The sequence below is a fragment of the Frateuria sp. sgz306004 genome, assembly GCF_057750885.1.
The window spans coordinates 120,763-145,219 of record NZ_JBYLFE010000008.1 but is presented as its reverse complement, the minus strand read 5'-3'; the positions used below and the strand labels follow the sequence as shown (position 1 = coordinate 145,219).

Genomic DNA, 24,457 nt, shown 5'->3' with positions numbered 1-24,457 from the left:
GGGGATGTTCCGATGGGTTCTCCGGCCTCCTCACCAAGTCGGGATAGTCACTATGCGCCAGTCTCGCGGGTTTCGCGTTATGCAGACCTTCACGCGTTGGCCATGACAGGTTTCCCTTCGGATCGACTCACTTACGAATATGGAGACGACTTTCGCATCGCCAAGTTCCCGGGACGTTTTGCCGCGGTCGGCGTAAGCAGGCTCAGCCGGCGCGCTGCCGTTCGCTGGAGCTGGGGATGCGCATGGCTTCACGGTACTTCGCCACCGTGCGGCGGGCAACCTGAATACCCTTGCGGTGAAGTTCTTCGGCGATGGCCTGATCCGATAGCGGTTTGCGCGGGTCTTCCGCATCCACCAGCTTGCGTAGCATGGCCTGGATGGCGGTGGCCGAGGCGCTGCCTCCATCTTCGGTGGACACGCCGCTGGAGAAGAAATGCTTGAGCTCGAAAGTGCCACGTGGCGTGTGGATGTACTTGCGAGTAGTTACACGTGAAATTGTCGACTCGTGCATGCCCACCTCCTCGGCCACTTCGCGCAGCACCAGCGGGTGCATCGCTTCGGGGCCGTAGTCGAGGAAGGCGCTCTGGCGCCGCACGATGGCCTCGGCCACCTTGAGCAGCGTCTCGGCGCGGGATTCCAAGCTCTTGATCAGCCAGCGGGCCTCCTGCAATTGGCCGCGCATCCAACTGGCATCGCTGCCGCGGGCCTGGGCGATCAGGCCGCAATAGTGCTGGTTGAGGCCCAGGCGGGGCTGGCAGTCGGGGTTGAGGCTGACGCGCCAGCGGCCACCGTCCTTGCGGGCATACACGTCGGGCGCCACGTATTCCACGGGCGTGACGTCCAGCGCCGCACCGGGGCGCGGGTCGAGGCTGCGGATCAGCACGGCAGCGGCGGCGGTGTCGTCCTCGCTCGCCTTAAGCTTGCGCGCCAGGCGCGTAATGTCGTTGCGGGCGAGAAGTTCGAGTTCGGTATCGACGATGCGCAGCGCCAGTTCGCGCTGCGGAAAGTCAGGATCGAATTGCTCCAGTTGCACGCGCAGGCAATCGCGCAGGTCGATGCTGGCAATGCCGGTGGGGTCGAAGCGCTGCAGTAAACGCCGCACGTGCTCCACTTCGGCCGCGCTCGCCTTCGCATCCGAGGGCACGGCCGCGAGCAGCGATTCCATGCTTTCGGTGAGATAGCCATCGGGATTGAGCGCGTCGATGAGCACGGTGGCGATGGTGCGCTCGCGCACGCTCATGTGCGAGAGATTGAGCTGCCACAGCAGGTGCTCCTGCAACGTTTCCGGTGCGGCACTCTGTGGTTCGAAGCCGTCGTCGTCGCCACTGCCGTTGCGCGATGCGCCACTACCGACGGAAAAGTCGATGGGGTCTTCGCCGGCTCCATCGCCGTCGCTCCACTCGGGGGCGTCGCTATCGTCGACGGTGTCGTTGCTGGAGGTGCTGCTGGTGTTGCTGGCGGGGATGTCGAGGGTCTCGCGCTCGTCCGCGTCGGCGCTCTCCGGGTTGTCCTCGGAGAACTCCAGCAATGGATTGCTTTCGGCCATCTGGCGCAGTTCCGCCTCCAGCTCCAGCTGCGACAACTGCAGCAAGCGGATGGCCTGCTGCAACTGTGGCGTCAGCGTGAGCTGCTGATTGAGTCGAAACTGCAGTCCGGGTTTCATGCCAGTCAAATCAAATATGTAGGCAAGGTCATCGTAACCCCTTGCTGGTTCGAGCGGCCATAGCGCCGTTCGCAGATTGATGTATCCCGTACGGCGGATACTCCTACGCCAGTATGCGACCCAATAGCCCATCCGGGCAGTCGGCTGCGACATATGGAGTGCGCCCACCTTGCGCGAAGCTGGCGGGTGCGCGGTGTCGGCTTACAGGGCTTACAGACGGAACTCGCGCCCCAGGTAGACCTCTCGTACCTTCTCGTCGGCAAGGATGTGCGCCGGGGTGCCACGCGACAGCACTTCGCCATCGTTGAGGATATAGGCGCGGTCGCAGATACCAAGGGTTTCGCGCACGTTGTGATCGGTGATCAGCACGCCGATGCCGCGCTCCTTGAGGTGGCGCACGATGCGCTGGATTTCGCCGACCGAGATCGGGTCCACGCCGGCGAACGGTTCGTCCAGAAGCATGTAGCGGGGGTGAGCCGCCAGGGCGCGGGCGATTTCCACGCGGCGACGCTCGCCACCGGAAAGGCTGATGCCTTTCTGGTCGGCAATGTGCGCAATCTTCAGTTCGTCCAGCAGGCTCTCAAGCTCGTTGGCGCGGCGCTTCTCGTCCCAGCCTTCGCGCAGCTCCAGCACCGCCATGATGTTGTCGGCCACGCTCAGGCGGCGGAACACCGACGCCTCCTGCGGCAGGTAGCCAATGCCGAGCTTGGCGCGTTGATGCATGGGCAGGCCGGTGATGTCCTGCTTGTCCAGCTTGATCACGCCGGCGTCGGCCTCGATCAGGCCCACCACCATGTAGAAGCAGGTGGTCTTGCCGGCGCCGTTGGGGCCGAGCAGTCCCACTACTTCGCCCTCGCGGATGGAGAAGGCGAAGTCGCGCACGACCTGGCGCGACTTGAAGCTTTTTTGCAGCCCTTCAGCGGAAAGCATCGATCAATGGCCCTCGGCCGGCTTGGTGGCGGGCTGTTGCGGTGCCGGTTTGGCCGGCGTGGCGGCCGGGGTGCCGGGCTTCTGCTTGGGCAGGATGGTGCCGTGCACCAGGCCGTCGCCACCCGCCTCGCCGGTGATCAGCGCGGTCTGGGTGTTGTAGGTGAGCTTGTCGCCATGGAACTCGCCGCGACCCTGCTGGCGCACCACGGCGTTGCCGGTGAGCACGGCAATGCCGTTGATGTTGTCGTAGTCGAGCTGGGCGGCGTCGCCCTGCATCAGGTTGCCAGCGTCGTCGATCTGTTCGATGTGCGCCGGCTTGCCGGTCACCACCGCGCGCGATACCTGGGTGTCGCCATCGAGGTAGAGCTTGGCGACTTCGCCGGTTAGCTTCATGGTGCCCTGAGTGGCGATCACGTTGCCGGTGAGGGTGGTGATGGTGTTGGGCGCGTTGAAGCCGTCCATGGACTTGGACGAGAAGTTCATCGGCTGGTTGCGGTCATCCTGCTTGGCCAGCGCCGGCTGCAGGGTGAGCAGCCCCAGGCACAGCAGCCCGAGGTGCAGCTTGGGACTTTTTAGGGCGCGGCGGAAACGAGCCGGTGACTTCATCGAGCAGCTCCAGATGATTGGTATTGAGGTTGGCGCGCATGCCTACCCCGTTAAGTGTACGTGCGCCTTGCTTCATGTGCGCTGGGGCGTCGGTGACCATGCGGTTTTCCTTGGGCCAGGAGGTCACCTCGGAGGTGTGCAGCTCGGCCGCATCGGTGTCACCGAAAGCGTCACGGTGCATGTACACCGGCCCCTGCAGTTTGAGCAGGGTACCGCTCTTGTCCACCCAGGCGTACAGCGAGTCGCCGCGCCACGGGGGTATGCCTTCCTCGTTGGAGGGCAGTTCGAACTTGGGCGTGTTGATGTACAGCGATTCGTCGTTCTCGCGGCGCTCCAGGTGCGGGGCGACCATGCTGAAACTGGGCAGGCCGTCCACGCCGTAGGACCACAGGCGGAAGTTGGTCAGCGTGTAGCCCGAACGTGGTGGACCCACAAAATCACTCACCTTGGGGGCCGGCGCCAGCCACCAATACAGCATTTGGGCGCTGCCCGTGGCCAGGCCGACCAGCACGATCGCTACCGGGATGCCCCGGTCGCGCAGATAGGAGCGCAGACTCACAGCCAGCGCTCCCGCTCGGCGGTCGAGCGGCCTTGGGCGTGCAGGATCAGGTCGGCGATTTCCCGCGCCGCGCCGAGGCCGCCGCCCAGCCGGGTCTGCCAATGCGCCTGTTCCTTGACCCACGGGTGGGCATTGGCCACCGCGATGGCCAGGCCAGCCATGCGCATGGGGCGGATGTCGGGCAGATCGTCACCCACGAAGGCCACCTGCTCGGGGGATAGCGCGAGGGCGTCGATCAGTTGCTCCAGGCAGGCGCGCTTGTCGCCCTGGCCTTGGTACACGTGGGCAATGTCCAGCTCCTCCGCACGCAGCGCCACCGGGTGGCTGATGCGCGCGGACATGATGGCGATCTGCACGCCATTGGCCATGAGCAGTTTCAGGCCCAGCCCGTCGTGCACATGGAACACCTTGGTCTCGTGGCCGTCTTCGGCGTACCACAGGCGACCGTCGGTGAGGGTGCCGTCCACGTCGAACACGACGAGACGGATCTTGGCGGCACGGGCGATTACGTCAGTGGGGATATCAGCCAGATACATGGATGCGGTCGGCAAGGGGGCGAGGGGGCGATACCGTCCAACGCCGGGACGGCGGGATGGTGCACGCGGTCAGTGATAGCAGCCGAGCCTTTCGATCAGACCACACGGGCGCGGAGCAGATCGTGAATGTTCAGCGCACCCACCACCTGTTGCTGGTCGTTGACCACCAGCAGGGCGTGGATCTGGTGTTTTTCCATCAATTGCGCGGCTTCGATGGCGAGCTTGTCGGCGCCGATGGTCTTGGGGCCGCGGGTCATGAGTTCGGCCACGCTGGCGCCGCGTAGGTCCACGCCGTCGTCGTCCAGGGCGCGGCGCAGGTCGCCATCGGTGAACACGCCCAGCAGGCGACGGTCCGCATCGATCACCGCGGTCATGCCCAGGTGCTTGCGGGTCATTTCCATCAGCGCCTGGGTAAGCGTGGCGTTGGGCGGCACGGTCGGGATGCCTTCGCCGGTGTGCATGACGTCGCTGATGTGCAGCAGCAGGCGGCGGCCCAGGCTGCCGGCCGGATGCGAACGGGCGAAGTCCTCGGAGGTGAAGCCGCGTGCTTCCAGCAGGGCGATGGCCAGGGCGTCGCCCATCACCAGCGCCGCGGTGGTGCTGGCGGTCGGCGCCAGGCCCAGCGGGCAGGCCTCGGCGGCGATGCTGGCGTCCAGGTGCACCTCGGCCTGATCAGCCAGCGAGGAGTGCGCATTGCCGGTAATGGCGATGAGCGGAATACCCTGGCGTTTGATCACCGGCAGGATGAACAGCACTTCGTCGGTTTCACCCGAGTTGGACAGGGCCAGCACCACGTCCTGCGGCAGGATCATGCCCAGGTCGCCGTGGCTGGCTTCGCCCGGGTGGACGAAGAAGGCCGGCGTGCCGGTGGAGGCCAGCGTGGCGGCGATCTTGCGGCCCACATGGCCCGACTTGCCCATGCCGGTGACAACCACGCGCCCCGCGCAGCCCATGATGAGGCGGCAGGCCTCCACGAACTCGGGCCCGATGCGCGGCTCCAGAGCGCGGATGGCAGCCGCCTCGGTGGCGATCACGGTGCGCGCGCTGTGCACGATGGCCTCGGCGTTGATCGCGTGCTGGCTGGCTGGGGCGACGTGGGCGTTCATGCGTCCTCGGGGGTAGGTGCCGACATTCCGACACCTGGCCAGGCGGGCTCGGTGCGTGAATGCCTTACTGAATCATGGGGTTGCGCGATACCGGGGATTGGGGCTCGAGGCCGCCGGTAACGCGTGTCGTTTCTGCGACAGAGGTTTTCCATTAACATGGCATATTCGCATTTTAACGTCATAGTCGGTGGCCAGGGGCTTGGAACGCATCCAGACCCGTGGCGCTGACCGACCTCTGTTAGTGGAACAACCATGGACGCTGCCACCATCCAGGCAATGATCGAACAAGGCCTGCCCGGTGCGCAGGCCACCGTCAGCGGTGACGACGGCGTGCACTTCGAAGCCGAAGTGGTGGCTGAGCAGTTCGCCGGCAAGCTGCCGTTGGCACGTCATCGCCTGGTGTACGGCACGCTGGGCGATCTCATGGGTGGCGCGATTCATGCGCTTGCCCTGAAAACCCTGACCCCTCAAGAGGTTGCTGCGCGCCGATAAGGGCTGCGCGGTTACCCTCACGACTTTTCGCAAGGACTTTTGATGGCCAAGATCCTGATCAGTGGCGGCGAGCCGCTCCACGGTGAGGTGGGCATTTCTGGCGCCAAGAACGCCGTGCTGCCGATTCTCGCTTCCTGCCTGCTGGCCGACGAGCCGGTAGCGATCAGCAACGTACCGCATCTGCACGACGTCACCACCTTCATCGAGCTGCTGGGTCAGATGGGCACGCAGCTGGTGCTGGACGACCGCATGAAGATGCATATCGACCCGCGCTCCACCGACAAGTACTTCGCCCCGTACGATCTGGTGCGCACCATGCGCGCGTCGATCCTGGTGCTGGGCCCGCTGGTGGCCCGCTTCGGCGAGGCGGAGGTGTCCCTGCCGGGTGGTTGCGCCATCGGCTCGCGCCCGGTAGATCAGCACATCCGTGGCCTGCAGGCGCTGGGCGCCGACGTGGTCGTGGAGAATGGCTATATCAAGGCCAAGGCCAAGCGCCTCAAGGGTGCGCGCATCGCCATGGACATGGTGACCGTCACCGGTACCGAGAACATCATGATGGCCGCCGCCCTGGCGCAGGGCACCACCATCATCGAGAACGCCGCCCAGGAGCCGGAGGTGGTGGACCTGGCGCATTGCCTGATCGCCATGGGCGCGCAGATCGAGGGCGCCGGCACTTCCACGCTCACCATCCATGGTGTCGAGCGTCTGCATGGCGCCGAGTACGAAGTGCTGCCCGATCGCATCGAAACCGGCACCTTCCTGGTGGGCGCCGCCATGACGGGTGGCAAGGTGCGTGCGCGCAACGCGCGCGCCGACACGCTCGAAGCGGTGCTGGCCAAGCTGGAAGATGCCGGCGCGCATATTTCCACCGGTGCCGACTGGATCGAGCTGGACATGCGCGGTCGTCGCCCCAAGGCGGTGAACATCACCACCGCGCCGTATCCGGCGTTTCCCACCGACATGCAGGCGCAGTTCACCGCGCTCAACTGCGTGGCCGAGGGTGTGGGCGTCATCACTGAAACAGTGTTCGAGAACCGCTTCATGCATGCGCTGGAACTGCAGCGCCTGGGTGCGGACATTCGCCTGGAAGGCAACACCGCCATCATCAAGGGCGTGGAAAAGATGAGCGGCGCGCCGATCATGGCCACGGACCTGCGCGCATCGGCGTGCCTGGTGCTGGCTGGCCTGGTTGCCCAGGGCGACACCATTGTCGATCGCGTGTATCACATCGATCGCGGCTACGAGAATATCGAAGAGAAGCTGGGCGTGCTCGGCGCGAAGATTCGCCGCCTGCCGTCCTGAGCGTTTACGCTTTGGGTGCATGAAAAAGGCCGCGCAAGCGGCCTTTTTCGTAGGTGCGGCACCCGGGCCTTCAAGGTGTCATCAGTTGCCGTTCTTGTAGCTCACCAGCTGCAACTCCAGGTTGCCGCCATCGCTCTGTGCCAGCTTTACCGGTACCGGATACTTCTGCGGCGCATACCACGCGCTGAAAGCATGTTCATCGCCGCTGCGCACCACGCGCTCGGTCTGGAAGCTGCCTGCGGGCACCTTCACCGTGTCCTTGCCGGCCACTTTGAATGCCTGGGTTTCCACGTTGCGCTTCACGGCCACGGGCAGGGCCACCTCTTGCTTGCCCGAGCGCAAGGCCAGGCCAATGGCGTACGGCGTGGTGTTGCGGTCTACCAGTCCCGGCGCGCTGGGGTAGCTCATCGGGCCTTTGCCTTCGTTGACCGTGACCTGGCCGGTGCTCCAGTCCACGTCGGTGTGGCGTTGCTTGCTCTTGATGGCGGCATCCATGCGGTAGTCGTAGCTCACCGTCTCGGGGGCGTTGTTGTTCCAGCGAAAGCGCGTGGTTTCGTTGGAGTTGGCGCCCAGGGCGGCGGCAATGCCGGCGGTGCCGTGAGTCTGGTTGCTGTATTCCCATTGCCCGTCGGTCGAGGGCTTGAGCGTGACCACTGCCTCGCCGATCACCTGGCCACCCTGCGACACCTGGTAGGTGGCGGTGAACGGTGCGGGGCCGGCGGCGGCTAGTGCGGCGGTGGTGGACAAGGCCAGGGCGAGGCCGGCGAGGGACGAGCGGATGGCGTGGAATGAGGTCATGGGGACCGGAGTCTACGCGGCAAGCCTGAACGAGTTGTAGCGGGCGGGTGACGCCTTCAGTCAACCAAATCGCCGTTGCGCAGTTGCAGCGGCGCGCGCAGGGCATGGCCGTCCAGTGCGATGCCGTCGGGCGGCGTCAGGCGGAGGCGGTGTTCGGCGATCAGTCGCAGCACGGCCGGCAGCAACTGGTGTTCGTAGGCGAGCAGGCGCTGGGCCAGCGCGTGCTCATCGTCACCCGGGCGAATGTCGATGCAGGCCTGGGCAATCACGGGGCCGCCATCCAGTTCGGCGGTTACGTAGTGCACGCTGGCGCCGTGTTCGGCGTCGCCCGCTTCCAGTGCGCGACGATGCGTATGCAGGCCGCGGTACTTGGGCAGCAGGGAAGGGTGGATGTTGATCATCCGACCCACCCACGGCTTAAGGGCCTCGCCGTCGATGATGCGCATGAAGCCGGCCAGCACCAGTACGTCGGCGCCGCTGGCGTCGAGCTGGCGGAACAGCGCCAGGTCGTAGTCGAGACGGCTCGCAAAACCCTTCGGGCTCAGCGTGAAGGTGGGAATGCCCGCGTTCGCCGCCAGTTGCAGCGCGCCCGCGCTGGCCTTGTCGCTGCCGACCAGCACAAAGTCGACCGGCAGTGCACCCGCGTCGCGGGCGGCGATCAAGGCTTCCAGATTGCTGCCGCGCCCGGAGGCGAGCACGGCGACACGCAGACGCGGGTGGCTCACGGGCTTAGCCGATGTGCACGCGCTCGTCGCCCTGGGCGGGCACGATCTCGCCGATCACCGAGCTGGCCAGGCCGTGCTTGGCCAGCAGCGCGGAGGCGCTGCTCACGGCGTCGCGCGGCAGGATCACCGTAAAGCCCACGCCACAGTTGAAGGTGCGCCACATTTCCTCGCGGGCCACGTTGCCTTCGCGCATCAGCCACTCGAACACCGGCGGCAGCACGATGGCGGCGGCATCGAGCTGGATGCCCAGGGCATCCGGCACCACGCGGATGATGTTTTCCTTCAGGCCGCCACCGGTGATGTGGGCCATGCCGTGCACCGGCTGGTTCTTCAACAGGTCGAGCATGGGCTTCACGTAGATGGTGGTCGGCGCCATCAGTGCGTCCGCCAGCGTCACGCCGCCGAGGTCCAGATCCAGCGGGCGGCCAGCGCGATCGAGGATCTTGCGGATCAGCGAGTAGCCATTGGAGTGCGGGCCGGAGGAGGCCACGCCCAGGATCACGTCGCCCGCCACGATGGCGTCGCCGCTGAGCAGGTGCGATTTCTCCACCGCGCCCACGGTAAAGCCGGCGAGGTCGTATTCGCCCGGCGGGTACATGTCGGGCATTTCGGCCGTCTCGCCGCCGATCAGCGCGCAACCGGCCAGCTCGCAACCCTTGGCGATGCCGCCGACCACGGCCACGGTGGTGTCCACGTCCAGCTTGCCGGTGGCGAAGTAGTCCAGGAAGAACAGCGGCTCGGCTCCTTGCACCAGCACGTCGTTGACGCACATGCCCACCAGGTCGATGCCGATGGTGTCGTGGCGGCCCAACTGCTGTGCCAGCTTGAGCTTGGTGCCCACACCATCGGTGCCGGAGACCAGCACCGGCTCCTTGTAACGGCCGGACAGGTCGAACAGGCCGCCGAAGCCGCCCAGGCCGCCCATGACCTCAGGACGGAAGGTGCGCTTGACCAGGGGCTTGATGCGTTCGACCACGGCATTGCCTGCGTCGATATCGACACCGGCGGAGCGGTAGGTGAGGGCGTCGGACATGGGGAAAACCCAGCGATGGGAAACGCCAAAGTGTAGCAGCGTAGGGGGCTTCCTGCCTGGGGCGCTGCGCTCGGCAGGCGTGGAAATGGGGTGCCTTCGATGGACGCTGAGGGGCGGATTGGGCAGACTTTCCCGGTTCCCAACGGATTCCGCCTCCCCATGCGCCTGTCCCGACTCTTGCTCGTCTGCCTGATGCTGGGGTTCGCCCCGCTGCTCCCCGTGCATGCCCAGGGGCAGGTGTCGCCCTATACCGTCGTGGTGTCCGTGGCCGATACCAGCGACGGTGCCCGCAATAATGCCTTCGGCGATGCATTGGCCCAGGTGCTGGCACGTACCGCTGCTGGCCAAGACCTCAGCAGCAAGCCCGGTTACGCCGATGCGCTCAAGGGGGCGTCGGGCATCGTGCAGCAGTTTCAATACCAACGCGCCACCACGGGCCTCAGTCTGCAGGTCACCTTTGACCAGGCCGCGGTGCAACGTCTGGTCACGCAACTGGGCGTGGCGGCAGCTGGCCCACGTCCGCCCGTGTTGCTGGTGGTGCGCGATGAGGACGGCAGCGTGTTGACACGCGATGCCCTGGCTCCGATGGCGCAGGCGCTCACCGCGCGCGGCTACAGCGCCGTGCTGGCCGACCCGGGCAAGGTGGGCGACACCCCCAACCTCACCAGTGCCGAGCCCGATCAGCTCGGTGGGCTGGCCCGCCAGTACAAGACAGGTTTGATCCTGCTGGGTCAGGTGCATGGCACCGGTGCGGACTGGGCGCTGGTATCCGGTGGCCCGCAGCAGCGTTGGAGCACGAACGGCGCCAACGTCGGCGCCGCGCTGGCCGAGGCCGGTAACAGCCTGGCCGATCGCCTGGGCAAGCAGCTCAATGTGATCGGCTCGGCCACCGTCGACGGCAAGTTGTGGGTATCGCAAGTCAATTCCGCCATGGACTTCGCCAACCTGCTAGCCGCCTTGCGTGCCGACCCCACCATCCGCCAGGTGAGTATGTTGAGCGCCCAGGGCGACGGCATGCTGCTGGCAGTCAAAGCCAGCCTGCCGATGGATACGCTCTCGGCCAACCTTGCTGCTGGCGGCCGCCTGCTGCGCGGCGATGCCCACGCCGGTGCCGATGCCAGCCTGCGCTGGGTGCACTGAGCAAAAGGCCAGCCTTGCATCGGTTCGCTGGCGATGCCCTGACGCATCCGTCACACTGGTCCGCCCACCCGAAGAGCCATGCCGATGACGCATGACACCTCCCGCCGCTGGCAGATGATCGCGATTACCGCGGCCATCCTCTATGTTTTCTGGCTGCTGGCGCCGGTGCTGATGCCCTTCGCCGTGGCGGCCATGCTCGCCTACCTGGGCGACCCGCTGGCCGATCGTCTGCAGCGTCTGGGCATGGGGCGCACGCTGGCGGTGAGCATCGTGTTCATTGTGCTTCTGCTGGCGGCTATCGGCGCGCTGCTGCTGTTGATCCCGTTGATCTCGCGCCAGGTGGAAAACTTGGTGCAGAACTTGCCGCGCTACGTGGACTGGGCGCGCAGTACCGCGCTGCCCTGGGTGCAGGCCAAGCTGCACCTGGATCCGCGCGCCTTCGATACCGACCGCCTGGTGGAAGAGATCAAGTCGCATCTTGGTTCCATCGGCGACGCCGCTTCCGCCGTGCTGGGCAAGATCTCCCGCTCCAGCCTTGGCGTGATCGCCTGGCTTACCAACCTGGTGCTGATCCCGGTGGTGGCCTTCTACCTGCTGCGCGACTGGGATCGCCTGGTGGCCTGGATCGACGGCATCCTGCCGCGTTCGGTGGAGCCCACCGTTGCCCACCTGGCGCGCGAGGCGGACAGCGTGCTGGGCGCCTTCGTGCGCGGCCAGCTGGCAGTCATGCTGGCGCTGGGCATCTTCTACGGCGCGTCGCTAACCATCATGGGCCTGTCGGTGGGCCCGCTGATCGGCATGGTGGCCGGCCTGCTGAGCTTCGTGCCCTACCTGGGCTTTATCGTGGGCTTCGGTTCGGCGCTGATCGCTGCCCTGGTGCAGTACGGCGACTGGACCCACGTGCTTATCGTGGTCGGCATTTTCACCGTAGGCCAGCTCCTGGAAGGTTACGTGTTGGTGCCGCGCCTGGTGGGCGAGAAAATCGGCCTGCACCCAGTAGCGGTGATTTTTGCCGTGCTGGCGGGCGGTTACCTGTTCGGCTTCCTGGGCATCCTGCTGGCGCTGCCGGCCGCTTCAGTGATTTTGGTGCTATTGCGCTACCTTACCGAGCGCTACCGCCAGAGCGAGCTTTATACTGAGGAGGGCGCCGGTGACCCGGTGCTGGCCGAGGTGGACGTGATCGTCGACACCCCCGAGGGAACGGTGGAGACCCAAACCGTTGTCGGCGGCCGCGATGCCAAGAAGGATGCAGTTCCCCCCCCATGATTCCGCAGATGCCGCTTGCATTGCGCTGGCCGCGCCGCCAGCGCTTTGAACATTTCTTCCCCGGCTCCAATGCCGAAGCGCTTGCCGCCTGCGAGCTGCTGGCACGTGAGCCGGGTACGCCATGGTTGTATCTGGCCGGCCCCAGCGGCAGCGGTAAGAGCCATTTGCTCATGGCCTCCTGCCAGGCGGCCATCCTGGGCGGGCGCACGGTGCAGTACCTGCCGCTGGCCCGCATCGACGATCACGTCACAGCGATCCGCGGCGTGGCCGGCAGCGAGTTCCTGGCGCTGGATGACCTGGGTGTGATCGCCGGCGACCGCGAGGCCGAGCACGCCCTGTTCGACGTGTACAACATGGCCAGGGCCGACGGCGCCACTTTGCTGTTCGCCGCCGAATCGCTGCCCTCGCAACTGGGTCTGATTCTGCCGGACCTGCGTTCGCGCCTGGGGGCCTGCCAACAGGCGGTACTCAAGCCGCTGGATGATGCCGAGCGTCGCGCGGTGCTGCGCAAGCAGGCGACCCAGCGCGGCATCGAGCTGGACGACACCGTGCTCGACTGGCTGTTCAACCGCTACGCCCGCGACCTGGGTGCCTTGCTCGACTTGCTCGATCGCATTGACCAGGCCTCGCTCGCCGCGCGTCGGCGCATCACGGTGCCGTTCTTGCGGGACTTTCTGCGCGAGATCGAGCCAGGCGTCTGAGCGGATACAAAAAAAAGCGCCCCACGGGGCGCTTTTTGTTAGTCGAGACTGCTGCGTCGTTAGGCCATCAACAGCCGCGGCGTAGCATTGGCGCTGATGGCATCCACCATGGCCTGCGCCACGTTGAGGTTGCCGGCGATGATGTTGCCGCTCTCGGGGATGCCGTCGCGACCGGCAAAGTCGCAGTAGCGACCGCCCGCCTCGCGCACCAGCAGGGCGCCGCCGGCCATGTCCCAGGGCTTCAGGCCGATTTCGAAGTAGCCGTCATAGCGACCGGCGGCCACGTAGGCCAGGTCGAGTGCGGCGGAGCCGGAGCGACGGATGTCCTCGGCCTGGCCGAGCAGGGCGCGCGTCATGTCCAGCTGCGCATCCAGGTACGAGCGCTGGCGGTACGGGAAGCCCGTGGCGATCATCGCGCCGCCCAGGTTGTCGCGGCGGCTCACGCGGATGCGGCGGTCGTTGAGGTACGCGCCGTCACCCTTGCTCGCGGTGAATAGTTCATCGCGCAGCGGGTCGAACACCACCGCGTACACCGGCTCGCCCTTGTCGAGCAGTGCGATGGACACGCAGAAGTGAGGAATGCCGCGCAGGTAGTTGTGCGTGCCGTCCAGCGGATCGATCACCCACACCAGCGGGCCCTTGCCAATGGCGCCGGCTTCCTCGGCGAGAAAGGCGTGCGTGGGGTAGGCGCGCTTGAGTTCCTTGACGATCTCGGCTTCGGCCAGGCGATCGACCTCGGAAGCGAAGTCCATGCGTTGCTTTTCGACGACATTGAGTCCGTCGATACGGTTCATGTAGCGCAGGATGATGTTTCCTGCGGAGCGCGCGGCGCGCACCGCGACATTGACGGCGGGTCTTGGCATGGCTTCGACTTTCGAAAGAACGGGGGTTTCGGCTGGAAAGTTTAACAGACCCGGCGCCATTGTTCAGGCCGCCCTGGACAGCCCCTTGAACGGCGGGTTTGACACGGGGGCCGGCAATTTCCAAGCTTTGCGACCATTTGCACGTGTCTGGCCACCTCAATGACCGCTGAATCCGACCTCGCAGCCCGCATCCGCTACGTGCTGGTGCGCACCTCGCACCCGGGCAATATTGGCAGCGCCGCGCGCGCCATCCGCACCATGGGCTTCGACCGGATGGCTCTGGTGGCCCCTCATCGCTTCCCCGACCGCGAGGCCTCGGCGCTGGCGGCAGGCGCCGACGAGGTGCTGGAACGGGCCACCGTGAGCGACGGGCTGGTGGATGCCCTGGCTGGCACCAGCCTTGCGCTGGGCCTGTCGGCGCGCCGGCGAGGGGTGGATTTGGAAGAACTTACGCCGCGCGAGGCGGCCGCCCGCGCCCTGGCTGCCGCCGCTCGCGGCGAGCAGGTGGCGCTGGTGTTCGGCAACGAACGCACCGGCCTGGAGAACGAAGAACTGGCCCGTTGCCACGCCATGGTGCGCATTCCCAGCGTGGATGATTTCAGCTCGCTCAACCTTTCGCAGGCCGTGCAGGTGATGGCCTATGAGCTGCGCGTGGCCTCGCTGGGCGACATCAGCGCGCCGGTACGCGAGGATGCCGAACCGCCGGCCGACGCGGCGCGGATGGAGCGCTTCTTCGAGCACCTGGCGCAGATGCTGGACGACATCGACTTTCACAAGGGGCGCGCGCCGACCACGATCATGCTGCGCCTGCGCAAGCTGTTCCAGCGTGCCCAGCCCGATGAGCGCGAGTTGCGCGTATTGCACGGCATCTTTGCCGATGCTCAGCGCATGGCTGGCATCGCCAACGGCAAGCTCAAGGGCGACAAGCGGTGATCGCACGAGGCGGTTATTAGAAGCCGTCTTCGTCCACGTCGATGGGCGGTTTGCGGGTGATCAGCAGCTTGTCGATACGGGCCCCGTCCAAATCGACCACCTCCACGCGGAAGCCGTTCCACTCCAGCACTTCGCCGGTTTGGGGGATATGGCCCAGCGCGGCCATCACCATGCCGGCGGCCGTGCGGTAATCGTGTTCGTCCTCGGCGGGCAGGGCGTCCACCTGCATCAGTTCGCGCAGGTCATCGGTGGAGAGCGAGCCGTCGATCAGCCAACTGCCGTCTTCGCGCTGCACTACCAGGGCGTTCTCCTCCTTGCCGCTGCTACCGAGCTGGGTGGCGCCCACAATGGCCGCCAGCAAATCATTGAGCGTGACCAGGCCCACGATGTCGCCGTATTCGTCCACCACCAGGGCAAGTTGGGTCTCGGCGTCGCGAAACTCCTCTAGTAGGTCAAGCGCGCGGGCGGTAGCGGGGACGTAGAGCGGCTTCACCAGGTGGCCGAACACATCCGGCTTGCCCTCGGCATAGCCCCGCAGCAGGCGCTTGACCTCCACCACGCCCAGCACGTCGCTTTCGTCGCCGCGGTACACCGGGTAGCGGGAATAGGGGGTGCTGCGCAGGATTTCAGCGTTTTCCTGGTAACTGGCGGCGGCATCCAGCCACACGATGCGCGTGCGGGGTGTCATAACACTATCCACCGTGCGATCGCCCAGGCGCAGCACGCGGTTCACCATGTTGTGTTCGTCGCGGTCGAGCACGCCGTGCTCGGCGCTTTCGGCCACCAACAGGCGGATTTCCTCTTCGGTCGCCACATCGCTGCCGCGACCGCGCACGCCCATCACGCGCAGCAATGCGCTGCTGAAGGCATTGAGCAGCCACACGAAGGGCGCTGTCAGCCGTGACAGCACCAGCATAGGCAGCGCCACAAGGCCGGCGATACGCTCGGGGGCGGACAGCGCGAGGCGCTTGGGCACCAGCTCGCCCACCACGATCTGGATAAACGAAATCAGCACGAAGCCCAGCACCAGCCCCGCCACGCGGGCATAGGGCTCCAGCCAAGCCGCCCGCCCGCCGTGGATGGCGGTGGCGATGTGGTCGCCCACGGCATCGCCAGCCAGCGCGCCGGTGACCAGGATCACCAGGGTCATGCCCACCTGCACGGTGGATAGATAGCGCTCTGGCGCCTCGGCATTGCGCAGCGCCGCGCGGGCGCGCCGGCTGGTGCGGGCCATGTGCTTGAGGCGGGTCTTGCGGGAGGCGACCAGGGCCATCTCCGACAGGGCGAAGAACCCGTTGAACAGCGAAAGAACCAGAACAATCGCAAAGTCGGTCAGCATCGGGGCGGCCGGCGGGGGAGGTCGCGTAAGGACATGAGACGGAGTGTAAGGGCTGAGGGCGCGTTCAGGGTCACCGGGCGGGCCTGCGACGGCCCGTCTTGGGCCCGTGATGCGGTGCGGCAGGGGCCTCCTGTAACATACGCGTCATTTCAGCCCCGCACCCCAGGCAATAACCGCATGTTTTCATTGCAAACGATTTTCGGCAAAGGTGACAAGTTCTATGGTCTGCTCGAGCAAAGCGCCGAAGCGGCGCACGAGAGCGCCAAGGCCCTGCACGAGCTGGTCACCCGCAAAGATCACGCCCCCGTGATGGCCGCCTTTGCTGCCGCGCGTCAGCGCGAAAAAGCGCTTGCCGGGAAGATCAGCGAGGAGCTGGTGAACACCTTTGTCACCGCGCTCGACCGCGAGGACATCGAGGCGCTCAACTCGGCGCTGTACAAGATTCCCAAAACCATCGAGAAGTTCGCTGAGCGCTACGAGATCGTTTCCGATCGGATGGGCGACGTGGATTTCGCCGCCCGCGCCATGGTGCTCGAGCGCGCCACCGAGGTGGTGTCGGAGATGATCGGCGAGCTGCGTCGCGGTCTGCGCATCGACCCGGTGAAGAAGCTGCAGGATCGCCTGCAGACGCTGGAGTCGGAAGGCGATCGCATGCTGCTTTCGCCGTATCGCACGCTCTACGTGGAAGGTAACGACGCCATGCGCGCCATGCTGGCCAAGGATCTGTTCGAGCTGATGGAGAAGGCGATCGACAAGTGCCGTGACGTCGGCAACATCGTTTACTCGATCGTGCTGAAGAACTCCTGAGGCCGGCCCGATGACCTGTCTCCAATCGCGCCGCCCGGTCGCCAACCGGGCTTCGGCCATCGCGCGCGAGGTGCATGCATGAGCATCGGCCTCGTTGTTGCGGTGGTGCTTATTGCGCTGGCCTTTACCTACATCAACGGTTTTCACGACACCGCCAACTCCATCGCCACCGTCGTGGCGACCAAAGTGCTTACCCCCGGTCAGGCGGTGATGCTGGCGGCCATCACCAACCTCATCGGCGCGTTGTGGGGTACGGCGGTGGCCAAAACCATCGCAGCGGGCCTGATCAACAGCCAAGTGATCGATGCGGGCCCCGTATTGCTCATTTGCGCCCTGCTGGCCGCCACGGTGTGGAACCTCATTACCTGGTGGCGGGGCTTGCCGTCCAGCTCCAGCCACGCGCTGATCGGCGCGCTGGTGGGCGCGGCCATCGCATCCTCTGGCGACAACTTCCAGTCGATCATCTGGTCGCAGGGCGGCGATCATTGGTGGAAGGGTTCAGGTGTGATCCCCAAGGTCATCGTGCCCATGATCGTATCGCCGCTGGGCGGCTTCATCATCGGCTTCACCGTGATGGGCTTGCTTTACGCGCTGTTGAGCTGGTTTGCGAGCCGCACGGGTTTTCTGCGCCGTTTTGGTCGTACACCGTTCGTGAATAGCTTTTTCGGCAAGGCCCAGATCATTTCTGCGGGCGCCATGGGCTTGGCTCACGGCTCGAACGACGGCCAAAAGAGCATGGGCATCATTGCCATGGCCCTCGCGGGTGCGACGGCGGCTGGCCAGTTCGTGGACTTGCCGAATTGGCTGGGCTTCCTGCGCATCCACGGTGATGTCGGCGGCGGCTTCGATGTACCCATGTGGGTGGCCGTGGTTTGTGCATTGACCATGGCCGTGGGTACGGCGAGCGGCGGTTGGCGCATCATCAAGACGTTGGGCCACAACATGGTCAAGCTGCACCCGATCAACGGGTTTGCCGCCGAAACCAGCTCGGCCTCCGTGATCCTGCTGGCGACCCACTTCGGCATTCCGGTATCCACCACGCACAACGTGTCTGCCTCGATCATGGGCGTGGGTGCGGCCAAGCGCTGGAACGCCATCCGCTGGTCGGTGGTGGAGCGCATGGTGTGGGCGTGGATTCTCACCTTGCCGATCACCGCACTGCTGGCCTACGGGCTGGTGCGTCTGTCGGCGCTCTTCTGACGCCCTGCGCGATCTCCCTCTGGCGGGAGATCGCGCTACGCGCAGGTACTAGAGATCGTCGCCGCCTGTGGCGACGATTCGCTCCAATTGGTCGCCCAGCTGGCCGAGTTCCTCAATCAAACGCTTGAGCTCGGCAGCGTCGAGTAGCTCATAGGGACGGTTTTCGCACAGGTGCAAGTAGGGCGAGCCGTCCAAATCGGCCACCGCAAGAAAGCCGTTGCGCTGTTCCCAGTTGAAACGCAGGCAGCGGCGTGGGTCTGCCCCGGCCAGTGGCCCTACCGGTGTGGAGATGCGCAGGTAGCGTCGGCCCGCTTCGTCCTCCAGCTCCGCCAGGTAAATGCCCTGATGCCGGTTCTGCGGCAGGGTCAGGTCAAAGCTGATCAGGTAAGGGTCGTTGTGGCGCAACTCGTGCAGGCTGCCGATGTGGGAACGCACGGCTTCGAAATGGCGCATGGGTGCGGTCTCCTTGGCAGGCGGCGGTTGCCTCGCTACTGTGCCACGACCCGGTGTAAAGAGCCTGTTCAAGATCATGGATAAGCCCATGAACGATGCCCATGCCCGCATCTTTGCCGCCATTGCGGCGATTCCCCCTGGCCGCGTGGCCAGCTACGGCGCCATTGCTGCGCGTGCGGGCCTGCCCGGACGGGCACGGCTGGTCGGTCGCGCGCTTGGCGAAGTGCCCGATGGCATGGAACTGCCGTGGTATCGCGTGCTGCGATCCAGCGGCCACATCGCCTTTCCGCCGGGTAGTCGAGGGTTCCGGGAGCAAAGCCGTCGGCTCAAGGCCGAGGGCGTCGAGGTGCGCAATGGCCGCGTACCGCTAGCCACATTCGGGTTGGATGCCGATCTGGATAGGGCGCTGTGGGGCATGCCAGCCTCATAAAGACGAATCGCAATGCACGAGGGCAGCCTTGCAGGCTGCCCTCGGTTGACGCTCTCAAAGCGGTTAGAAGCGTTGCGTGTACTTCAGGTAGTAGAAGCGACCAATATCGAAACCACCGTAGTACACGAAGCTGCTATTGGGCTTGCTGTACATGATGGGGCCGGCCTTGTCGAAGACGTTGTTGGCTCCGACCGAAATGACTCCCTTCCAGGGCATCTTCCACCGGAACTGAACATCATTGAACGTCGTCGACCCCGTGTGGCGTTGGGCCTGGGCCCCATTGAACGGGTCGATGTGGTTGGGATCATTGCACTCGGAGGCATAGGAGCAGCGCTCCGTCATGCCCGAGTAATAGCGCGTTGTCCACGTCATGCCGAAAATGCCGCGGCTCCAGTCGACCGTGAGGTTCGATCGGGTGCGGAAATTGCCGCGATAGCCCGTCAGTGGCTCAACGATGGTCTCGGGATTGTCGTCCGCCTTGATGTCGTTGTAGTCCACATAGGTGGTGTTCCAGCGCACGACGAACTTGTCCAGGGAACCGACACTAAAGCGGTAGTTCGCGCCAAAGTCATAACCGGCCGTCTTTTGCCAGCCCTTGTTGGTTATGCCATAGAGCATGCTTGTGATAACGCCGCTGCTCGGGTCGCGAACGAACCCTGTACAACGTGAGGTAATGCCCGCCACATAACAGTCATCCAGGATGTCCTGCACCTCATCCGTGGCAATTACATTCTTGATATCGATCTTGTACCAATCCAGCGATACGTCGAAGCCTTCGATTTGATGAGGGCTATAGATCAAGCCCAGCGTCCGCGTGGTCGCGGTCTCCGGAGTCAGGTTTGGGTTGGAGCCGCTGATGAACTCATATCCAGTCGCACAGGGATAGGTGGTGCAAGGTTTCAACCCTTGGCCAAGCTGCACGTAATTGACGGGCGTGCCCGCTTGACCGCCGAAGCCGGCTACGCAGCGGGCAGCCACCCCGGGGTTGCCGGTAGCTGCACCGCTATGCGTATCGCACGGGTCGGTATAGCTTTCGAAACTGCTGGATGTTCCGCCATACAAATTCGCGATGGTGGGAGCGCGGAAACCCTGCGCCCAGCTACCACGAACGAGCAGGTCGTCGATGGGCTTCCACTTGATGCTGGCCTTGCTGTTGGTGGTGCTGCCAAAGTTGTCGTAGTTGGAGTAACGGCTCGCCACGTCGATCGACAGCTCGCGCGCCATCGTCATGTCTTTGAGCAGTGGCACGTCGAACTCTAGGTAGGCCTCGTCTACCGTGTAACTGCCCTTGGTGATGGTGGAGGCAAGGCCCGAGCTCAGGCCGGACTGACGAAAGGCATCCGGCACGAAGCTGCCACCGTCTCGCCGATGTTCGATGCCTGCTGCGATGCCAATATCGCCCGCCGGCAGGCCGGGGAACGTGCCCGCGATGTTCGCCGTATAGTCAGTGGTCGTGGTCTTGCCCGTGTCGTGATATTCGGGGAACAGGTAGGCCTGCAAATCAGCATTGGCCAGTGAGCCTGCCCCGGCCTGTCCGTACGGCAATAGCGGGTTCCAGGGGGCGCACCCGCTGATGTGGGCGCTTGCCGTACCGCAATGCACTTGGCCGTCACTGCCAAGGAACGAGGGGCCGAGCGCCGCAGCGGCACTGACGAGGTTGAAATCGCCGTGGCCGATCTTGAGCATGTTGTTGCGATTCGTCATCGCGCCAACGTCCCAGGTCCACGTGTGCTGGCCCAACGCGAAGGCACCGTTGAATCCGGCCGACCAGCGATATGTCTCAAGTTCGCTGTCGGTGGTGCGCGGCACTTCCCAGCCTCGACGCGCAAAGGAAATGTCCTTGCCCAGCGGGTTGAAATAGCTGCTTGCGCTCAGAGGGGTTTTGAACGCCTTGAACCCGGTGGATTGGTAGGGATAGCCGGCAATCTGCTGCGTGGTGCTGCGCTTGTTGTAGAGGAAGTCCGAATTGAACGTTACGTCCTCCAGCACTTTGTATTCGCCCGCCACAAACAGCGACGTGCGCTGTGAGCCGGTTTGCAGCGTCATCTGCTGATTGGCGTTGGAGTACTCGGCCGGCGTGATCGGGTGATAGTTGGCGATATCGCGCGGATCGAGGCCCTTGCCAAGTGTGCAGCTCGCTATCGCGCCGCCGGGGCCGCACGGGCCGGTGAACGAGCCGTTCTGGCTAATCGCGCTCCAGCCATCGGCGGGATGGTTGGGGCCCGCCGGGTAAGCACTGAAGCTACGATCCTTAGCCAGGATGGGGTCGTCCTTGGCATATTGAGCGCTGAGCATCAGCGAGCCGCGCTCGTTGGCGGTGCCCAGGGTGAAGTCAAACTTCTGTGCGGTGCCGTCGCCCTGGTCGTATTCGCCAACGTAGGCGTTGGCTTCTGCGCCGGTAAATTTGCTTCGGGTGATGATGTTGACGACGCCAGCGATGGCGTCCGAGCCGTAGATCGATGAGCCGCCGTCCTTCAGTACCTCGATGCGGTCGATGGCGGAGACGGGAATCTGGTCGAGGTCTTGGTACCCGGTAGTGTTCGCACCCAGACGCTTGCCATTGACGAGAACCAAGGTGCGGTTGGCGCCAATGTTGCGCAAATCCACGTAGTAGCCGCCCACATTCTCACCGGACGATAGCGCCTGCGCGCGGCTGATGGGCGGAGAGCCCACCTCCGTCAGGTTTTGCATGATGTCAGCGACGGAGGTGAAGCCCTGGTTTTCGATCTGCGTACGACTGATGGAGAGCACCGGTTGCGCAGTCTCGATATCAACCCGAGGAATACGCGAACCAGTGACCGTTACGGTCTCCAGGTTCTTGGCGGCGGCGGTGTCCGCTTGGGCGCCCGTGTCCTGGGCGAGAACCGACTCCGCGGCCAGCAGGCCGCCTGTAGCAATGGCAATACGAATGGCCGCGGCTAGTCCGCCGTCCTTGAGCAATTTCATGGTTTTTCCCAACTCCAGAGAAATGAAAAGCCCCCAATGGGGGCTGTCGCAACGTGACGGGCGGAAGATCAACGGGGGGGAAGGGGGCCTCCGCCCGTCACGTGCGGCAGTTCACATAATGATTTCTCTGTGTTCAGCCGCCATCTATTGACTGCGCCGTCGAGATGTGAGTCTCCGGCAAGCAAAAATGTGAGTCATGTCGCACTTGATGTGGGCGGTGGCGGTGCTCGGCTGGATTAAGGGGTTTTGCTAGCATCCACCAATGGTTTCTTCGCCCCTCGATATTCTTCATAGCGTTTTCGGCTATACCCAGTTCCGCGGTCACCAGCAGGCCATCGTCGAGCATCTGATCGACGGTGGCGATGCGTTGGTGCTCATGCCTACCGGTGGTGGCAAGTCGCTCTGTTACCAAGTACCCGCTTTGGTGCGGCAAGGCACCGGTATCGTCGTGTCGCCGCTGATCGCCCTAATGCAGGATCAAGTGGACGCCCTGCGCGAAGCCGGTGTGTCAGCCGCCTACCTCAACTCCAGCCTCAGCGCGGAAGATCAGCGCGAGGTGGAGCGGCAGCTGCTGGCAGGCGAATTGAATCTGCTTTACGTGGCGCCGGAGCGCCTGCTCACCGGGCGCTTCCTGAGCCTGCTCGAACGCACCGAAGTGGCTTTGTTCGCCATCGACGAAGCGCACTGCGTGTCGCAATGGGGCCACGATTTCCGCCCCGAGTACCGCGAGCTGGCGGTGCTGCACCAGCGTTTTCCGCGGGTGCCGCGCATCGCGCTTACCGCCACGGCGGATGAACGCACGCGAGAGGAAATCGTCGAGCGCCTCGCATTGCAGGACGCGCGCCCGTTCGTGTCCAGCTTTGATCGACCCAACATCCACTACTTGGTGGGGCAGCGCCACAACGCGCGCCGCCAGTTGATGGATTTTCTGGAGCGCCATCGCGGCGACACCGGCATCGTCTATGCGCTCAGCCGCCGCAAGGTGGATGAAACCGCCGCCTGGCTGGCGGAGGCCGGCATCGACGCACTGCCGTATCACGCGGGGCTGGATGCCGCGACGCGCCACGCGCACCAGCGCCGTTTCCTACGCGAGGATGGCCTGGTGATGGTGGCCACCGTCGCCTTCGGCATGGGCATCGACAAGCCCGACGTGCGCTTTGTGGCGCACCTGGATCTGCCGCGCAGCATGGAGGGCTACTACCAGGAAACCGGTCGCGCCGGCCGTGACGGCCTGCCTGCGGAAGCCTGGATGATCTACGGCCTCTCCGACGTGGTGACCATGAGCCAGATGATCGCCCAGTCCGAGTCGGCCGATGAGCGAAAGCGCGTCGAGCGGCAGAAGCTGGAATCCCTGCTGGCCTACGCGGAGGCCACGCAATGTCGCCGCGAGTTGCTGCTGGCGGCCTTCGGCGAAAGCTTCCATGGCCCCTGCGGCCGCTGCGACAACTGCGTGGAGCCACCCAAGACCTGGGACGCCACCGTGCCGGCGCAGAAGGCGCTGTCGGCGGTGTATCGCAGCGGGCAGCGTTACGGCTCGGGGCACGTCATCGATATCCTGCGCGGCGAAGACAGCGAACGCATGAGCAGCCTGGGGCACGATCGCCTGTCCACCTTCGGCATCGGCGCCGATATGGACGACAAACAATGGCGCTCGGTTTTTCGACAACTGCTGGCGATGGGCCTGTTGGAAGCGGATGCGGAAGGCTTTGGCACCTTGCGCCTCACCAAGGCCAGTCGCGACGTGCTGGTGGGGAACCAGTCGGTGCGCCTGCGTGAGGACGCGCGTCCACCGCGCGCCGCGCGCAAACGCCGCGATAGCCAGCTCATCACCGGCGCTAGCGTGGGTGTGGAAGCCTACGAGCAGCCCTTGTGGGACGAACTTCGCAAGCTACGCACCCAACTGGCGCGCCAGCACGGTGTGCCGCCTTACGTGATCTTCCACGACGCGACCTTGCTCGCCATGCTCCGCGCCCTGCCTTCCAACGAGCAGGAGCTGGCGGCTATCAGCGGCGTGGGCGAGGCCAAGCTCAAGCGCTACGGGCACGACTTCCTGGCGGTGATCAACGCCAACGAGGCCTGAGGGAAGGTCTGATTAATCGACTTCTTATTCGTCATTCCTGTGGACCTCAAGAAGGGGGCAAGAGCAGGAGGTGCTTTCTAACAGCCGAAGGGCTGGTCATCCAGCGCCTAACATTCAATGATTTACAGGCACTGGATCCCAGCATTCGCTGGGATGACGGTCAAAAGCGGAGCACCCCTAGATAGGCGATGTTTTGCTCGTTATTCCTGCGGACCCCAAGAAGGGGGCAAGAGCAGGAGGTGCTTTCTAACAGCCGAAGGGCTGGTCATCCAGCGCCCTAGCGTTCAGTGATTTACAGGCACTGGATCCCAGCACTCGCTGGGATGACCATCAAAATCAGAGCATCCCTGAGAGCCTGTTCTCGACCGCCACGTGGCCCGCGCCGGCCCGAAGGATTGCGCTGTGTGCCCATCCGGAAACGGTGCGCGGCTCGACTTTATTACCCGTCAGGCGCTTCACGACGCCCCGCCCCCTGGCGGGTATGCCAGCGCAACGCGGGCCTCGCGGAGATAGTGAACGGTTCTAAGCGCCGGCCTTGGCCCCGCCGCC

The 24,457-nt window shown here is 64.8% G+C and carries 23 protein-coding genes; 10 read left to right on the top strand and 13 right to left on the bottom strand.

Going from position 1 to position 24,457, the window contains the following annotated elements; genetic code table 11:
* Positions 1-202: 202 nt before the first annotated feature.
* The 6 genes from AC3G2C_RS17330 to AC3G2C_RS17305 all read right to left on the bottom strand — a co-directional run bounded on the left by AC3G2C_RS17330 (position 203) and on the right by AC3G2C_RS17305 (position 5,400).
* Positions 203-1,663: an RNA polymerase factor sigma-54 gene (locus tag AC3G2C_RS17330; protein ID WP_488385889.1), complete on the bottom strand. Its 1,461-nt coding sequence runs from the start codon at positions 1,661-1,663 to the stop codon at positions 203-205.
* A gap of 210 nt (positions 1,664-1,873) precedes the next feature.
* A complete protein-coding gene (lptB, locus tag AC3G2C_RS17325) occupies positions 1,874-2,593 on the bottom strand; it encodes an LPS export ABC transporter ATP-binding protein (protein WP_038620857.1) in 720 nt (239 codons plus the stop codon).
* 3 nt (positions 2,594-2,596) lie between these two features.
* Positions 2,597-3,076: a lipopolysaccharide transport periplasmic protein LptA gene (gene lptA / locus AC3G2C_RS17320; RefSeq protein ID WP_488385888.1), complete on the bottom strand. Its 480-nt coding sequence runs from the start codon at positions 3,074-3,076 to the stop codon at positions 2,597-2,599.
* A gap of 13 nt (positions 3,077-3,089) precedes the next feature.
* Positions 3,090-3,758: an LPS export ABC transporter periplasmic protein LptC gene (gene lptC, locus AC3G2C_RS17315; protein ID WP_488385887.1), complete on the bottom strand. Its 669-nt coding sequence runs from the start codon at positions 3,756-3,758 to the stop codon at positions 3,090-3,092.
* A complete protein-coding gene (locus AC3G2C_RS17310) occupies positions 3,755-4,294 on the bottom strand; it encodes a KdsC family phosphatase (protein ID WP_488385886.1) in 540 nt (179 codons plus the stop codon). The genes lptC and AC3G2C_RS17310 overlap by 4 nt, the downstream gene beginning before the upstream one ends.
* A 95-nt stretch (positions 4,295-4,389) precedes the next feature.
* Positions 4,390-5,400 (bottom strand): KpsF/GutQ family sugar-phosphate isomerase, encoded by a 1,011-nt coding sequence (locus AC3G2C_RS17305; protein ID WP_488385885.1) that lies wholly within the window; start codon positions 5,398-5,400, stop codon positions 4,390-4,392.
* A gap of 252 nt (positions 5,401-5,652) precedes the next feature.
* On the opposite strand from AC3G2C_RS17305, the gene AC3G2C_RS17300 reads away from it, so the two are divergent.
* Positions 5,653-5,892, top strand: coding sequence for a BolA family protein (locus AC3G2C_RS17300; protein ID WP_488385884.1), 240 nt, complete (start codon positions 5,653-5,655; stop codon positions 5,890-5,892).
* Between the two features lie 42 nt (positions 5,893-5,934).
* Positions 5,935-7,194, top strand: coding sequence for a UDP-N-acetylglucosamine 1-carboxyvinyltransferase (murA, locus tag AC3G2C_RS17295; RefSeq protein WP_488385883.1), 1,260 nt, complete (start codon positions 5,935-5,937; stop codon positions 7,192-7,194).
* An 81-nt stretch (positions 7,195-7,275) separates the two neighbouring features.
* On the opposite strand, the gene AC3G2C_RS17290 is transcribed toward murA, so the two are convergent.
* From AC3G2C_RS17290 to purM, 3 genes are read right to left on the bottom strand one after another with little or no spacing between them, the layout of a single operon-like run.
* Positions 7,276-7,992, bottom strand: coding sequence for a DUF3108 domain-containing protein (locus AC3G2C_RS17290; RefSeq protein WP_488385882.1), 717 nt, complete (start codon positions 7,990-7,992; stop codon positions 7,276-7,278).
* A 56-nt stretch (positions 7,993-8,048) separates the two neighbouring features.
* Positions 8,049-8,717 (bottom strand): phosphoribosylglycinamide formyltransferase, encoded by a 669-nt coding sequence (purN, locus tag AC3G2C_RS17285; RefSeq protein ID WP_488385881.1) that lies wholly within the window; start codon positions 8,715-8,717, stop codon positions 8,049-8,051.
* A 4-nt stretch (positions 8,718-8,721) separates the two neighbouring features.
* Positions 8,722-9,750, bottom strand: coding sequence for a phosphoribosylformylglycinamidine cyclo-ligase (gene purM, locus AC3G2C_RS17280; protein WP_488385880.1), 1,029 nt, complete (start codon positions 9,748-9,750; stop codon positions 8,722-8,724).
* 159 nt (positions 9,751-9,909) lie between these two features.
* On the opposite strand from purM, the gene AC3G2C_RS17275 reads away from it, so the two are divergent.
* The 3 genes from AC3G2C_RS17275 to hda all read left to right on the top strand — a co-directional run bounded on the left by AC3G2C_RS17275 (position 9,910) and on the right by hda (position 12,857).
* On the top strand, positions 9,910-10,890 hold the full coding sequence (locus AC3G2C_RS17275; RefSeq protein WP_488385879.1) for a DUF2066 domain-containing protein: 981 nt from the start codon (positions 9,910-9,912) through the stop codon (positions 10,888-10,890).
* Positions 10,891-10,974: 84 nt separating this feature from the next.
* Positions 10,975-12,156 (top strand): AI-2E family transporter, encoded by a 1,182-nt coding sequence (locus tag AC3G2C_RS17270; RefSeq protein WP_488385878.1) that lies wholly within the window; start codon positions 10,975-10,977, stop codon positions 12,154-12,156.
* Positions 12,153-12,857 (top strand): DnaA regulatory inactivator Hda, encoded by a 705-nt coding sequence (gene hda, locus AC3G2C_RS17265; RefSeq protein WP_488385877.1) that lies wholly within the window; start codon positions 12,153-12,155, stop codon positions 12,855-12,857. Before AC3G2C_RS17270 ends, hda begins: the two co-directional genes overlap by 4 nt.
* 59 nt (positions 12,858-12,916) lie before the next feature.
* On the opposite strand, the gene AC3G2C_RS17260 is transcribed toward hda, so the two are convergent.
* Positions 12,917-13,720, bottom strand: coding sequence for an inositol monophosphatase family protein (locus AC3G2C_RS17260; protein WP_488385876.1), 804 nt, complete (start codon positions 13,718-13,720; stop codon positions 12,917-12,919).
* 159 nt (positions 13,721-13,879) lie between these two features.
* On the opposite strand from AC3G2C_RS17260, the gene AC3G2C_RS17255 reads away from it, so the two are divergent.
* Positions 13,880-14,653: an RNA methyltransferase gene (locus tag AC3G2C_RS17255; protein ID WP_488385875.1), complete on the top strand. Its 774-nt coding sequence runs from the start codon at positions 13,880-13,882 to the stop codon at positions 14,651-14,653.
* A 16-nt stretch (positions 14,654-14,669) separates the two neighbouring features.
* Here the strand turns inward: AC3G2C_RS17255 and AC3G2C_RS17250 are convergent, their stop codons facing one another.
* A complete protein-coding gene (locus AC3G2C_RS17250; protein ID WP_488385874.1) occupies positions 14,670-15,992 on the bottom strand; it encodes a hemolysin family protein in 1,323 nt (440 codons plus the stop codon).
* A gap of 177 nt (positions 15,993-16,169) precedes the next feature.
* Here AC3G2C_RS17250 and AC3G2C_RS17245 point away from each other — a divergent pair, with 177 nt between their 5' ends.
* Complete coding sequence (locus AC3G2C_RS17245) at positions 16,170-16,799, top strand: DUF47 domain-containing protein (RefSeq protein WP_488385873.1); 630 nt, start codon at positions 16,170-16,172, stop codon at positions 16,797-16,799.
* A gap of 78 nt (positions 16,800-16,877) precedes the next feature.
* Positions 16,878-17,999 (top strand): inorganic phosphate transporter, encoded by a 1,122-nt coding sequence (locus AC3G2C_RS17240; protein WP_488385872.1) that lies wholly within the window; start codon positions 16,878-16,880, stop codon positions 17,997-17,999.
* A gap of 48 nt (positions 18,000-18,047) precedes the next feature.
* On the opposite strand, the gene AC3G2C_RS17235 is transcribed toward AC3G2C_RS17240, so the two are convergent.
* Positions 18,048-18,452, bottom strand: coding sequence for a type III secretion system chaperone family protein (locus AC3G2C_RS17235; RefSeq protein WP_488385871.1), 405 nt, complete (start codon positions 18,450-18,452; stop codon positions 18,048-18,050).
* Positions 18,453-18,540: 88 nt separating this feature from the next.
* Here AC3G2C_RS17235 and AC3G2C_RS17230 point away from each other — a divergent pair, with 88 nt between their 5' ends.
* On the top strand, positions 18,541-18,882 hold the full coding sequence (locus AC3G2C_RS17230) for an MGMT family protein (RefSeq protein WP_488385870.1): 342 nt from the start codon (positions 18,541-18,543) through the stop codon (positions 18,880-18,882).
* Positions 18,883-18,945: 63 nt separating this feature from the next.
* On the opposite strand, the gene AC3G2C_RS17225 is transcribed toward AC3G2C_RS17230, so the two are convergent.
* A complete protein-coding gene (locus AC3G2C_RS17225) occupies positions 18,946-21,828 on the bottom strand; it encodes a TonB-dependent receptor plug domain-containing protein (protein ID WP_488385869.1) in 2,883 nt (960 codons plus the stop codon).
* 262 nt (positions 21,829-22,090) lie between these two features.
* On the opposite strand from AC3G2C_RS17225, the gene recQ reads away from it, so the two are divergent.
* Complete coding sequence (gene recQ / locus AC3G2C_RS17220; protein WP_488385868.1) at positions 22,091-23,908, top strand: DNA helicase RecQ; 1,818 nt, start codon at positions 22,091-22,093, stop codon at positions 23,906-23,908.
* Positions 23,909-24,457 lie beyond the last annotated feature (549 nt).